Genomic DNA, 11916 nt, shown 5'->3' with positions numbered 1-11916 from the left:
CCTATCGTTCAAACCCCACCGAGGCAGTATTGTGCGAGTTATGCAAAACAAATAAGGCGGCGCGGTTCAAACGGACACCTAATGGCTGAAGATATCGAGGAGATCCGTCGACAGAAACTGGCGGAGCTTCGAAACAAGGCTGAAACGGGCGGTGCTGAGGCGTCCACCCTGAAGAGCCCGTCCGAACCGATCCATATCGACAGCGGCGCCGAGCTGTCCGAAACTGTCGCCGAGTACAATCTCGTGCTAGCCGACTTCTATGCCGATTGGTGTGGTCCGTGCCAGATGCTCGAACCAGTCGTCGAAACGATCGCGGCCGAGACCGATGCGACCGTAGCGAAGATCGACATCGACGCGAATCAGCAACTCGCCGCAGAGTACGGGGTCAGAGGGGTTCCGACCCTCGTCCTGTTCGCTGACGGCCAGCCGGCGGAACGACTCGTCGGGATGCAAGACGAAGCGCAGCTTCGCTCCGTGATCGAAGCGCACGCGTGAAACAATAATGACCGATGAGTCTACTGGCGCGGACGATCGGCTCTCGGGGGACCGCTCACTGGGGGACATCGCTAGCTCCCTCAAGTCGACACTGAAGGCTGATCTCGGTGAGACGCTGGTCGGCCTGGCATCCTACGAGGATGGCGGGTACGATGTCCTGTACCGAGACGAGGCGGCGTCCGCACAGTACGCTTCGTCGGATATCCAGGCGATTCTAGAGCACATTCAGCTCGAGGCGATCGGCACTCCAGTCTACGAGGAGTACCACGGAGAGTCACTGCATGCAACCGTTCGTGTGTACGATACGCTGGGTACCATCACCGTACCAGTCGAAGAGACGGCGGGACTCGTCGTCGTGGTACGGAATGATGGCACACACAATCCGTATTCGATAATTGAGACAGCCGAAAACGCGGTGTAGGTCCGACGAAAGCCACTATTCTAATATAGTGCCCGATTGGACCATAATCACTTTCAAACGCCAGAGGAATATCGTATAATAGTGGGTTGGAAACACAATATTAGCGGGCGAGGTCGATATCCCGGAGACGGAAAACCAAGCTTTAACTCTATATTGTTCTGTCCCATCGAGATACCTCTGCATCGTACCTTCGACAAACAGCTAGCGGCCCCGCGAACGTATTCGAATCACCGGGATACGAACTCATGACGTCACTGCCAAACCCTCGGCTGGTCCGGAGCGCCGGTGTGAGCGCCGCAGTCTTCATCCTGTTCGGTGCGGTGACGGGACTGCTGCCGAACCCAGTCTCAGTACCTCACAAAGCATCGCCAGTTAGCCTGACCTGAGCCATCTGTTCTGTTGTGATGAGTCGTCAGTAACGGTCGAGCAACGCTGATCGAAGAGGGAGCTGTCGCTGTCGGCGGCAGTCAGCCGCCGACGCGACAGCGTTGCCACTCCTGAAGGGAGCTTGCTCGGTCGGTGACTACCGGTGGAACCGGTCGTCAGGTGGCCGATTCGCGGGGACGGCCCGACGCACCGCGAGGGCCGTCCACGCAGCCCGCCGAACCATATTCACGAACTCCTTGTACGGCCACCACCAGAGGCGACGCCCGCCTCGGCGCGGCGTCGCCACGTATTCGTAGTGCAGATACCGCCACGCATTCTGCAAGAGCAGACTCACCACAACGTACAGAAGTCTCACCGTCGCGTTTCGCGTCGTTGTCGTCGCTATCGCTTGCTCGGACAAGCGATAGCTTGACTCGATACCGAAGCGTTTCGAGTAATGGTATCGAGCCTGGCGTGGTGTCTCGATAAACGGCGCGTCAGCGGCGTAGCCGTGACGCGCCACACCGTGGTCGTCGTACCGTCCGTTCAGGTACGTACAGTCGATGTAGACGGGAAACTCGACGGTCCAGCTGTGACCGTCGAGTTTCCCCGTCAGATCGTGTTGAATGACGCGACTCCACCCTTCCGCAAGTTCCTGCTGAATCGTCTTCCCCCACTGAATGATCGGGACCACGTAGGCGTAGTTGTGCGCCTGCAACAGCGTGAGACACTTGCTGTCGTAGAATCCGCGATCAAGGTAGACGGCCTTGACATCGGCGTCAAGGCCGTCGAGTACACCAAGAAACTCAGCGAGGACACTGCTGGCGGTGTCGCCGTCTTCGAGACGGCGCACCGCCAGCGTATATCGTTTGTTCTTCACACGCGCGTAGAGTGTGGCGTAGGCGTGGAATGCGGTGGTTCCACGCTTGGCTTCCGAGTGATAGAGGTTCTCCGTGTCGTCTTCATCACCGTAGTAGGGCCGCAGGTGGAGGTCTGCGCAGACCTCCACCTGCTCAGGAAGCAGTTCGACGATATCTCGTCGAAGAAGCGTGTTAGCGACTCGTTCGAGCCGTTTGGGCTCGAACTTCGTCCGGAGATGGTAGAGGATCGTGTTGGCAGCGGGGCCGTTCTGACTCGACGCACAGAGCGTAGAGACAGAGGTCCCGTCGGCGCAAGCGCCGACGAGGACCTCATAGATGCCCTCAGTAGTGATTTCAGCGTTATTGGCTAAGGAAAGCGGAACTTCCTCCTCAAGGGTGTTGACGAGAAAGTTAAGAAGCTGGTCCTCGTGAATCTCACTGTCTGCTTGCTGGGTCGTAGACACACCTTCAGCAAGCAGACGTTCTAACTAAGCGGCTTTGTGATGTACTGAGTCTACGTCCGGATGGTCTCTCGGACCCCAGCAGACTACCTGTTCCTCGTCGCGACTGCGGCGTTCGCCGGGGCGTTCGTCTACCAGCGCTCGCTAGCCGAGGAGCCAATTGGCGATCGATTCGCCGCCGGTGGAATCGTCGGCGGCTTTCTGGCGTTCGGCTGTCCGATCTGCAACGCCGTGTTGCTCGCGCTGTTCAGCTCGTCGGCGCTCATGACGTACTTCGACCCGCTCCGCCCAATCCTCGGTGTCGTGAGCGTCGCGTTCTTCACCGCACTCTTGGTCTACCAGCGCCGGCGTTGCAAGGTGTGCTGACAGTGCGAGCGACGGCCGCGACAACCCAAACGCACTTGGGTCCATCAGGCAAACGAGGGACCAATCGATGACTGGTTCGGACGCGGAGGCGAGTACGGAGGATGCATCGACACCGCCGTGGCGACTACTCGGTGTTGGCGGCGCGTTGAGTCTCTGCTGTCTCTTCGCGGCGCCGGCGGCCGGCGCCGCGGCTGCCGGGGGAACGGCGGCTGCACTCGGTGGTGGGCTCATCAGAATCGTCGTGACTGCGCTAACAGCTGGCGTGATTGGCGCCTTGTATTGGCTTTACTCTTCTGGTGATCCCGACCAAAGCTGCGCGATACGAACATGACGTCGTTTGTGGCGAACTTGGTAACGGCCGGGATACGGGACGGAAACCAGGCTTCTGCACTGACGCTTGGCCATCACTGGCTCTCGCCGCTCTCGGTGGCGGGACCGCTCGACAGCAAACCCACTCCTGAATGAGTAATGACACTCCTACCGAATACGTGCGAGCCCACCGAGAGGAACTGGTCGCGCTCGCCCTCGACCTTCTCGCGGTTGAGACGTCGAACCCGCCCGGCGACACCAGCGAAATCGTCACCAGAATCGAACAATTCCTCGACCCGCTTCCGGTCGAAGTAGAGCGTTTTGCAGTCGATCCAGCAAAGCCGAATCTGCTCGTTCGACTACCGGGTGAGTCTGACCACACACTGCTATATAATGGCCACCTCGATACGGTGCCCTTCAACGCCGATGCCTGGTCCCACGATCCGCTCGGTGAGCGCACCGACGAGCGCGTCTACGGTCGCGGTGCGACCGATATGAAGGGGGCTGTGGCATCGATGCTATTCGTAATACAGGCCTTCGCAGCCACCGACACTGAGCCACCTGTCGACCTCCAATTCGCGTTCGTGAGCGACGAGGAAGTAGGTGGTGACGCCGGCTTGCCAGCGTTACTGGACGCTGGTGAGCTCGATGCGGAAGCGTGCGTGATTGGCGAGCCGACCTGTGAGGAAGGCCGCCACTCCGTCACAATCGCGGACCGGGGCAGCATCTGGCTGACGCTCGACGCCAGCGGTGAGGGGGCCCATGGCTCCCGGCCAGTACTCGGCGTCAACGCAATTGACCGACTCTATAATGCCGTGGAGACCGTGCGCGAACGGTTCGGCACCCAGCGCCTCGATATTGACCCTGACGTGGAGCCGATCGTCGAAGAGTCCATCGAATACTACAGCCCGTCGATGGGCGAAGACGTCGCTCGAGATCTGTTTCAGTATCCCTCGATCAATCTCGGCATCCTCGAGGGCGGGGACGCGATAAACACCGTCCCACAGTCCGCTCGCGCCGAGATCGACGTGCGACTGACAGCGGGTGTCCACACGCCCGACGTGCTCGCGGGGATTCGGGAGTGTGTTGCCGACTGCGAGGGTATCACGATAGCCGACGTCTCGTGGAGCGTCGGGACCGCCGAGCCTCCCGGCAGTCCGCTCGTCGAAGCTGTCGCGTCGACGGCGGCGGACGTCACGGGCGAGCGTGTCTTCCGGCGGAGTGCCACGGGCGGCGGGGACGCCAAGACCCTCCGAAACGCGGGGGTGTCGACCGTTGAGTTCGCGCTCGGAACCGACACCGTCCACGCGCCCGACGAGTACGTCCCTGTCGACGTGCTCGTCGACAACGCGGTCGTCTACGCACAGCTTCCGAAAGTGTGGCAGTTCCAGATAGATCAGTAGCCGCCCATAGATACATTATACTGACTACTTCAAAGGGGAGACTCCAACTGGTGTTCTTCAAAACCGAGTGGACTTCTTCTAATTGCAATCCCTTGTAGCGTGCTGCCCACTATCCGCACTGGGCGCATTTTTGCAGACCCTGCAAATCGCCATTCCAGCCATATATGGCGAGGGCGCAATTCGGGTATGGATATTCCGTCTCCGATCACACGACGGCGTGCGGTTCTTGGTGGTATCGGAACGGTCCTCGCTGGTGGTAGCATCGTCTACGGAGCTTCGAAACTAGACGGAAGCCAGGATTCGAAAGTTCCGACTGCGGCCCCGTTCCACACCAGTTCCAACACGACTGGGTTTGAAATTGACCTGCAGGGCCATCCGATAATGGGGCCATTAGACGCCCCTACCGATATGTACTACTGGAGTGACTACCAGTGCCCCTTCTGCCGCCGCTTCGAGCAGAATACGCTTCCGAAGATAATCCGGAATCACGTCCAATCGGGCACCGTTCGGGTCGTCTTCATCGAGTTTCCCTACATGGGCAAAACGTCGATGACCGCGGCGGTGATGGATCGCTGTGTCTGGCGGCAGGTGAGAGAGGACACCCCCGAGGCGTATTGGCGGTGGCATTCGACGCTCTTTGACAAGCAGGGCTCAAAGAACTCGGGATGGGCGTCGAAAGCAAATCTCCTGGAGATCACTCAAGGCGTCGACGGTGTCGATGCAAGTGCTGTCGATTCGTGTATGCAGACCCACCGAAGCGAGATTGAGGCGTCGATTAACAAGGATATGAGCCGGGCGGCACAGTTCGGGATCCGTGGGACGCCTGCGTTCCTTCTCTACAATCGCGATGTAGATACCGCTGGCAAACTCGTCGGGGCACAGCCATACGACCGATTCGACGAAGCAATCTCACGGGTGCAGAACGCATGACAACACTGCGACTCGAACATCACACCGAACAGCTTCTAGCAGCGCTGGCCTACCCGCTGACATCTGCAACGCGGGGGCTCTTGTTCGTCGGGGTCTCCGTCGCAACCTACGTCCTTCTAATTTTGAGTTCGTTCCCGGAGTACTCGATGCAGATGCTCGGTGCCAACCTCGGGTATCTCGATACTGCACTCGTGGCGCTCACTGCGAACACGTACGCGACAATTGGAGCCATCGGCCTCGGGCTGATTGTTGGGTATGCAATCTTAACTGGCGTCGCGGTCACGAACGTAGCTGGTCGAGTAGCTCAGGTCGGACTCTCAGGGTCCAGAGGGTTGTCGAGTGCGATTCCCGGTCTGCTCGCATCCGGCTGTGCGAGCTGTGGCGCAGGTGTTCTCGGCCTCATCGGGTTCGCTGGTGCGTTAGCAGCGATGCCGTTTCACGGGAACCTGCTCCGTGTTGGTGGCCTCACGCTTCTGATTGGGTACCTCGCTCGTGCTGGCGACCCACGCTACTGTACGATCGACTCAGCTACGGAGGGGGAGTGACCGATGGCACTGTTTGCTTCATCATCACTACTAGTGGCGGCGTACGCTGCGGGTGTCTTGATGTTCTTTGCTCCGTGTAGTGTTGGACTCCTCCCTGCGTACCTCTCGTACTTTTATACACAAGGCGAAGATGCAGTGCGAGCAGACCAATCGGATGCGTCTGGTCCTGTCCGGATAGCATTCCTGGTTAATGGCATTCTTGTGTTTCTCGTCGGGGCGATTCCGCTCTTCTACATGTCGGTTGCCGGTATTCGGGTTTTGCTCCCCGGCTATGAGTTGATCGTTCCACTCGCGAAACTCGGAACAGGGAGTTACTATCCCCCAGTCGCCGTTGTCGTCGTCGGCACTCTTCTCATGCTACTGGGACTCGGCCGACGCGCAGTGATCGATGGGCTTCGCGTCGGCGGGTTCGTTACGGCCGGCGTAGTCACCGTCTATCTGCTTATTGGCGGTGCCGTGCTTCTCCTCGGTCAGTGGATCGAACCGTATCTCGTGTCGATGGAGCTCCTCGTCGGGCCGCTCTTGATCGGTATCGGTATCATGTACTTCTACAACCTCTCTCCGCTCCAGTCGATTCGCCTCCCTGAGCGAGATTCAGCCACGATACCAGCCTTCTTTGTGTTCGGTATCGTGTACGGAGTTGGTAGTTTAGCGTGTAATTTGCCGATCTTTCTGGGGATGATTCTCACATCGTTCACAACGGAAGGGCTGGTCGAGGGACTTGCCGTGTTTGGCTCATTCGGAGCGGGCATGGGAACGCTGATTCTCGGTGTCAGTGTTGTCGCACGCGTTACGGGGAGTTCACTCTCGCTTGGCAAATACGGACAGTCCGCTCGCTACGCTGGCAGTCTGGCCTTCGTCGTGATCGGCGTCTACGTGACGTGGTATTCGCTCCGGTCGTTCGGGTATCTCCCTGGCGGAGCGATGTTCGGATAGACCGGACAGTAGTGACTCATTCTCGTCTAGAGGACTCACGTTTCGCAGGATTTGGAGTCTGACCGAAATCGGTATACAAAGCCGAGAACCCCAACTGTTAGTGCCGCCACTAGTATTCGGATGAGTCCGCCTCCGAGGGCCGCCGTTGCACCACCAGCAGCGGTAGCTCCGGCAGCGCCTGTCGCGGCCGGAGCGGCAAAGAGACAACAGAGACTCAGTGCGCCACCGAGTCCGAGCAGTGACCAGCGGCGCCGTGAACCCGTCTCGTCGGTTGTTTCTGTTTGAGTGTCTGGCATTTGACTGGTCTACTGATGTGTGGTCGTCTGCTTCGGTTCTACCTCACAGGACTCACACGGACGTTGTGAGCGAACGTACAGAAGCCCGGCGAAGAGCGCAACACTCACGACTCCCAGAAGCGGCCGGAGCGGGTCGAAGTACGTCATTAGCGCGGAACTGCTAAACAGGGCAAGCAAAAACGCGTTGCAGATCGGGCATCCAAACGCTAGAAATCCGAGAACAGCACCCGCAGTTGCAGTCTTTTCGTCGTCACGCTGCTCCGTTGTTCGCTGTAACACGTAGAAGCCCAGGAATCCAGCAGTGAGAGCGAGAAAGAGATAATCCAACAGCGTTCGGGGAACCATCCGAACGTAGACCGGATTGGGAATCAATCCAGTGACGACCCCGAACAGCACAAACGACCCGACGCTGATGACTGCCGCTTTGAGATGCCGTCTCTGAAACCGTCTCATCAGTACTATCGCTCGGGTTGCTGGGCTGTAAAGGACGCTGTCTGTTTGCACTATTCGCAAAAAGCCTCGTACCACAATACGACTCTCTGAACGGGGAAATCTCAGCCTACGAACCAGAATCGGGGAAACCACCGAATCTTTACGCCCTCCTCACAATGCAGAGATATGGAGAGTCGTGAGGGCAATCCGTCCGCGTCCCTCCTCGAAGTCTTTGCGGACGACTACTCACGCACGATTCTACTTGCAGCTGAGGAGGAGCCACGAACGGCAAAGGATCTTAGCGAGGTCTGTGACGCGTCGCTGGCGACCATTTACCGTCGCATCTCCACATTACGGAGCCATGATCTTATTGCCGTCCATTCGACGATCGGCTCCGGTGGAGAGCACAAACAGCTGTTCGAGACGACGGTCGAGGCGTTCCACGTTTCAATCGCCGACGGTGAGTTCGAACTCTCCGTCGAAACACGTGATGAACTCGCCGATAATTTCGCTTCGCTTTGGGAGAACTTCCGGGAGAGCACATGATCAGCCCGTCAATCGTCGTCGTCAAGCTGATTACGCTGTTTCTCAGCCTTCTGGTCGCGTACCTCGCCTTCTACGCATACAAGCGGAGTGAGAGCCATCCGATGCTCTACGTTTCTGTCGGCTTCGTATTCATAGGAATCGGAGCTATCTGTGAAGGCCTCGTCTACAGTGTGTTGGGAACGTCGCTGTTCTCAGCGGCCCTCATACAGGCAGTACTCGTCTCATTTGGGATGGTGCTGATATTACGTTCGGTGATGTCTGATTCGAATAACGAGGCTATCTAACCCGACAATTGTGTGCTCGTGGCATCCACGGATGGCCCTCGCATCGCTTTACTCTCATTCAATAGCTCTGAGACGAAAGACATGCCCGGCCTATATTGTATAGTATGCCCAAGACTATTAACGATCTAATGCATAGAGTCTGTTAATGGCAACGCAGACAGCGGAGACGGACCGCGTGGTTTCGCTTGGTGACGACGACCTCGAAACGGTCGTCGAAGACAGTAGCGTCGCGCTCGTGGAGTTCTACACGGAGTGGTGTGGCACCTGCAAACGAATGAAGCCGGTCCTCGAAGCGCTCGCCGAAGACACTGAGGCGACGATCCTAACGATCGACATCGAGTCGAACCTCGAAACGGCGATCGAGTTCGGTGCCCAGAGCACGCCCACGTTCGTCCTGTTCGCCGACGGACAACCGGTGAAACAGCTTCGTGGCGGCCAGAACGAACAGACCCTCCGCGACCTGATCGCCCGATATCACGACTAACTCACCGACAACGAGATGAACCCCAGAGAACTTCGCGCCGACACGCCCGCCCTGCACGAGGACGTCTACCTGAACTTCGGCGCCCACGGGCCGAGCCCACGGTACGTCGTCGAGGCTGCTGACGAGTTCGTCCGGTCACACGAGTACGAAACGAGCACGCAAAACGATCCCTACGAGGTGGCGTTCGACGCCTACGACCGCGTGCGGGAGCGCGTCGCCACCTTCGTCGGTGCGGACGACGACGAGATCGCGCTCACGGAGAGCACGACCGCGGGCATCAACGCTGTCGCGACCGCCATCGACTGGGAGCCCGGCGACACCGTCGTTCGAACCGACCTCGAACACCCGGCTGGGACGCTCCCATGGCAACGCCTAGAACAGGAGGGCGTCGAGGTTCGCGTCGTCGAGACATCGGACGGCCGTATCGATCTCGACGCCTTCGCCGAGGCCGTCGAGGACGCGCGCCTGGCCTGTTTCAGCGCGGTAACGTGGACGCACGGCACCCAGTTGCCCGTCAACGATCTCGTTGATATCGCTCACGAGGCTGGCGCGTTCGCGCTCGTCGACGCTGTACAGGTGCCGGGACAGCTTCCCCTCGATGTCGGCGAGTGGGGTGCGGACGCCGTCGCGGCGGCCGGTCACAAGTGGCTGCTGGGGCTGTGGGGCGGCGGCTTCCTCTACGTCGACCGGACAGCTGCTGACTCCCTCCTCCCCACCACAGTTGGGTACCGAAGCGTCGAGACGCCGACTGCAGATCCCTACGAGTTCGCAGCTGGCGCCCGCCGATTCGAGGTCGGCTCGGCGAACCCGGCGCCACACGTTGCCCTGGCGGAAGCTATCGAGGCGATCGACGAAGTTGGAGTCAACCGTATCGCTGCCCGAATCCAGGAATTGGCCGGTCAGCTGGCCGTTGGCGTCCCTCACGACCGGCTTCTCAGCCCGATGGACCCCGAGTCGGGACTCGTGACGATCGACGTGGCTGATCCTGAAGCGACGGTCGATAGACTCGCGTCAGAGGGAATCGTCGTTCGTGCCTTACCGACGCCAGACGCCGTCCGCGCGTCGGTCCACGCGGTCAACACTCACACTGAGGTTGAGCGGCTGCTGGACGCCCTCGAACCGGAGTGGACCTGACGTCGAAGTGCGATGGGTTGTCCGCCCCACACGTTCACTATCTCTACAATTGTAGGGGCGAGTGTGAGCCCCGGCAGGACGGGTTCTAGCGCTTACGTGGGTGTTACGCCGGTTTCTATGCCTTGCTTGCTTCATGGCCCCAGACTGCTCTTTGAATTGTGTGGGGTATTGTGGAAATAGAGCAAGACTTAATGGTCGGCAGTCCGTAGGGACAGGTGATGGCAACCGATACTGCAACCGACGCAGGCAGCGCTCCTGCGAACGAACCGATTCACGTCGATAGCGCCGACGACCTCGATGCCGTGGTCAGCGAACACGATGTCGTCCTGACGGACTTCTACGCCGACTGGTGTGGCCCCTGCCAGATGCTCGAGCCGACCGTCGAGACTATCGCCGCCGAGACCGCCGCGACGGTCGCGAAGGTCGACGTCGACGCGAACCAGCAACTCGCAGGCGCCTACGGCGTCCGCGGCGTCCCGACGCTCGTCCTGTTCGCCGACGGCGAGCAGGTCGAGGAGATCGTCGGCCTCCAGGGCGAAGACCAGCTCCGAACGCTCGTCGACTCCTACACGAACTAGATGAGCACGGACGTACACGACCTCGTCATCGCCGGCTCGGGAATCGCCGGCCTCTCGGCAGCGGTCTACGCGGCCCGCGCCGACCTCGACCCCCTCGTCCTCGAGGGCGACGAGCCGGGCGGCCAGCTCACGCTGACGACCGACGTCGAGAACTACCTCGGATTTCCTGAGGGTGTCGGTGGCATGGAACTCGTCCAGCGTGGCAAAGAGCAGGCTGAGCAGTTCGGCGCTCAGTTCGAACACGGTCGCATCGAGGACGCGGCCCTCGACGGCCAGCCGCTGGAGCTATCGCTGTCGACCGGCGACACGATTCACACGCGCGCCCTGATCGTCGCGACCGGTGCGAGCGCGCGCTGGGTCGGCGCCGAGAACGAAGACGAACTGATGGGGGCCGGGCTTTCGACGTGTGCGACCTGTGACGGCGCGTTCCACCGCGGCGACGACGTCCTCGTCATTGGTGGCGGCGACAGCGCCATGGAGGAGGCGTTGTTCCTCGCGAAGTTCGCCGATTCCGTGACGGTCGTCCACCGCCGCGAGGAACTGCGTGCGTCCGAGATCATGGCCGACCGTGCTCGCGACCACGACGACGTCCAGTTCCGGTGGAACACGGAACTCGAAGCCATCCACGGCTCCCAGGAGAAGGGCGTCACCGGTGCCACGCTCGTCTCCCACCCCGATGGCTACCCCACGGAGAAGGCCGAGTCCGGGGTCGACGTCGAGCGGGAGACCGTCGATGTTGGCGGCGTGTTCTACGCGGTGGGCCACACGCCGAACACGCGGTTCCTGGATGAGACTGCCGTCGAACGAGACGAAAGCGGCTACATCTTCACGCAGGCAGACGATGTCGGCCGACCGACGGCCCGGACGAGCGTTGATGGCGTGTTCGCTGCCGGTGACGTCGCTGATCCCCGGTACCGCCAGGCGATCACGTCCGCCGGAACTGGAAGCATGGCCGCGCTCGACGCCGAGGAGTTTCTCGAGACGCTACGCAGTGCAGCGGAGTTGACGACTACCGCGACCGCGTGAACTATCCCTATCTACTCGCCGCCTCCTTGAATAAATGCTTCCTG

Annotated in this window: 15 protein-coding genes; 13 read left to right on the top strand and 2 right to left on the bottom strand. The window is 60.0% G+C overall.

Annotated elements, in window-relative coordinates; translation table 11 throughout:
- Positions 1-81: 81 nt before the first annotated feature.
- Both trxA (LT974_RS15845) and LT974_RS15840 read left to right on the top strand, forming a co-directional pair.
- Complete coding sequence (gene trxA / locus LT974_RS15845; RefSeq protein ID WP_232590584.1) at positions 82-495, top strand: thioredoxin; 414 nt, start codon at positions 82-84, stop codon at positions 493-495.
- A 7-nt stretch (positions 496-502) separates the two neighbouring features.
- On the top strand, positions 503-916 hold the full coding sequence (locus tag LT974_RS15840; protein ID WP_232590582.1) for a hypothetical protein: 414 nt from the start codon (positions 503-505) through the stop codon (positions 914-916).
- Between the two features lie 523 nt (positions 917-1439).
- On the opposite strand, the gene LT974_RS15835 is transcribed toward LT974_RS15840, so the two are convergent.
- Complete coding sequence (locus LT974_RS15835; protein WP_136361172.1) at positions 1440-2606, bottom strand: ISH3 family transposase; 1167 nt, start codon at positions 2604-2606, stop codon at positions 1440-1442.
- Between the two features lie 60 nt (positions 2607-2666).
- On the opposite strand from LT974_RS15835, the gene LT974_RS15830 reads away from it, so the two are divergent.
- The 5 genes from LT974_RS15830 (at position 2667) to LT974_RS15810 (ending at position 7092) form a co-directional block, all read left to right on the top strand.
- Positions 2667-2969: a hypothetical protein gene (locus tag LT974_RS15830; protein ID WP_408611739.1), complete on the top strand. Its 303-nt coding sequence runs from the start codon at positions 2667-2669 to the stop codon at positions 2967-2969.
- A gap of 461 nt (positions 2970-3430) precedes the next feature.
- Positions 3431-4681: a M20 family metallopeptidase gene (locus tag LT974_RS15825; RefSeq protein ID WP_232590580.1), complete on the top strand. Its 1251-nt coding sequence runs from the start codon at positions 3431-3433 to the stop codon at positions 4679-4681.
- A 186-nt stretch (positions 4682-4867) separates the two neighbouring features.
- Positions 4868-5611: a DsbA family protein gene (locus tag LT974_RS15820; RefSeq protein WP_232590578.1), complete on the top strand. Its 744-nt coding sequence runs from the start codon at positions 4868-4870 to the stop codon at positions 5609-5611.
- Positions 5608-6156: a hypothetical protein gene (locus LT974_RS15815; protein ID WP_232590576.1), complete on the top strand. Its 549-nt coding sequence runs from the start codon at positions 5608-5610 to the stop codon at positions 6154-6156. Before LT974_RS15820 ends, LT974_RS15815 begins: the two co-directional genes overlap by 4 nt.
- A gap of 3 nt (positions 6157-6159) precedes the next feature.
- A complete protein-coding gene (locus LT974_RS15810) occupies positions 6160-7092 on the top strand; it encodes a cytochrome c biogenesis CcdA family protein (protein WP_232590575.1) in 933 nt (310 codons plus the stop codon).
- A 305-nt stretch (positions 7093-7397) separates the two neighbouring features.
- Here LT974_RS15810 and LT974_RS15805 read toward each other — a convergent pair whose 3' ends face one another.
- Positions 7398-7841 carry a hypothetical protein gene (locus LT974_RS15805; protein WP_232590715.1) on the bottom strand — a complete coding sequence of 148 codons (444 nt, stop codon included), beginning with the start codon at positions 7839-7841 and terminating at the stop codon, positions 7398-7400.
- Between the two features lie 165 nt (positions 7842-8006).
- Here LT974_RS15805 and LT974_RS15800 point away from each other — a divergent pair, with 165 nt between their 5' ends.
- The 6 genes from LT974_RS15800 (at position 8007) to LT974_RS15775 (ending at position 11872) form a co-directional block, all read left to right on the top strand.
- Positions 8007-8366 (top strand): winged helix-turn-helix domain-containing protein, encoded by a 360-nt coding sequence (locus LT974_RS15800; RefSeq protein WP_058984935.1) that lies wholly within the window; start codon positions 8007-8009, stop codon positions 8364-8366.
- On the top strand, positions 8363-8650 hold the full coding sequence (locus LT974_RS15795; RefSeq protein WP_330990156.1) for a DUF7521 family protein: 288 nt from the start codon (positions 8363-8365) through the stop codon (positions 8648-8650). Before LT974_RS15800 ends, LT974_RS15795 begins: the two co-directional genes overlap by 4 nt.
- 145 nt (positions 8651-8795) lie before the next feature.
- The gene (locus LT974_RS15790) at positions 8796-9134 is read left to right on the top strand and encodes a thioredoxin family protein (protein ID WP_232590574.1); all 339 of its coding nucleotides are present in this window, start codon (positions 8796-8798) and stop codon (positions 9132-9134) included.
- Between the two features lie 15 nt (positions 9135-9149).
- The gene (locus LT974_RS15785; RefSeq protein WP_232590573.1) at positions 9150-10268 is read left to right on the top strand and encodes an aminotransferase class V-fold PLP-dependent enzyme; all 1119 of its coding nucleotides are present in this window, start codon (positions 9150-9152) and stop codon (positions 10266-10268) included.
- 218 nt (positions 10269-10486) lie between these two features.
- The gene (gene trxA / locus LT974_RS15780; RefSeq protein WP_232590572.1) at positions 10487-10846 is read left to right on the top strand and encodes a thioredoxin; all 360 of its coding nucleotides are present in this window, start codon (positions 10487-10489) and stop codon (positions 10844-10846) included.
- Positions 10847-11872 (top strand): NAD(P)/FAD-dependent oxidoreductase, encoded by a 1026-nt coding sequence (locus LT974_RS15775; RefSeq protein ID WP_232590571.1) that lies wholly within the window; start codon positions 10847-10849, stop codon positions 11870-11872.
- Positions 11873-11916: the final 44 nt, after the last annotated feature.

It is taken from the genome of Halobacterium noricense, assembly GCF_021233435.1.
In the GTDB taxonomy this organism is placed as follows: Archaea; Halobacteriota; Halobacteria; order Halobacteriales; family Halobacteriaceae; genus Halobacterium; species Halobacterium noricense.
The sequence above is the reverse complement of the archived record's forward strand: the minus strand, read 5'-3'. Positions and strand labels throughout refer to the sequence as shown.

What these genes read in the sequence shown, in the direction of transcription:
- trxA (WP_232590584.1), top strand. Translation starts at nt 82, where the DNA reads ATGGCTGAAGATATCGAGGAGATCCGTCGACAGAAACTGGCGGAGCTT.
- LT974_RS15840 (WP_232590582.1), top strand. Translation starts at nt 503, where the DNA reads ATGACCGATGAGTCTACTGGCGCGGACGATCGGCTCTCGGGGGACCGC.
- LT974_RS15830 (WP_408611739.1), top strand. Translation starts at nt 2,667, where the DNA reads ATGGTCTCTCGGACCCCAGCAGACTACCTGTTCCTCGTCGCGACTGCG.
- LT974_RS15825 (WP_232590580.1), top strand. Translation starts at nt 3,431, where the DNA reads ATGAGTAATGACACTCCTACCGAATACGTGCGAGCCCACCGAGAGGAA.
- LT974_RS15820 (WP_232590578.1), top strand. Translation starts at nt 4,868, where the DNA reads ATGGATATTCCGTCTCCGATCACACGACGGCGTGCGGTTCTTGGTGGT.
- LT974_RS15815 (WP_232590576.1), top strand. Translation starts at nt 5,608, where the DNA reads ATGACAACACTGCGACTCGAACATCACACCGAACAGCTTCTAGCAGCG.
- LT974_RS15810 (WP_232590575.1), top strand. Translation starts at nt 6,160, where the DNA reads ATGGCACTGTTTGCTTCATCATCACTACTAGTGGCGGCGTACGCTGCG.
- LT974_RS15805 (WP_232590715.1), bottom strand. Translation starts at nt 7,841, where the DNA reads ATGAGACGGTTTCAGAGACGGCATCTCAAAGCGGCAGTCATCAGCGTC.
- LT974_RS15800 (WP_058984935.1), top strand. Translation starts at nt 8,007, where the DNA reads ATGGAGAGTCGTGAGGGCAATCCGTCCGCGTCCCTCCTCGAAGTCTTT.
- LT974_RS15795 (WP_330990156.1), top strand. Translation starts at nt 8,363, where the DNA reads ATGATCAGCCCGTCAATCGTCGTCGTCAAGCTGATTACGCTGTTTCTC.
- LT974_RS15790 (WP_232590574.1), top strand. Translation starts at nt 8,796, where the DNA reads ATGGCAACGCAGACAGCGGAGACGGACCGCGTGGTTTCGCTTGGTGAC.
- LT974_RS15785 (WP_232590573.1), top strand. Translation starts at nt 9,150, where the DNA reads ATGAACCCCAGAGAACTTCGCGCCGACACGCCCGCCCTGCACGAGGAC.
- trxA (WP_232590572.1), top strand. Translation starts at nt 10,487, where the DNA reads ATGGCAACCGATACTGCAACCGACGCAGGCAGCGCTCCTGCGAACGAA.
- LT974_RS15775 (WP_232590571.1), top strand. Translation starts at nt 10,847, where the DNA reads ATGAGCACGGACGTACACGACCTCGTCATCGCCGGCTCGGGAATCGCC.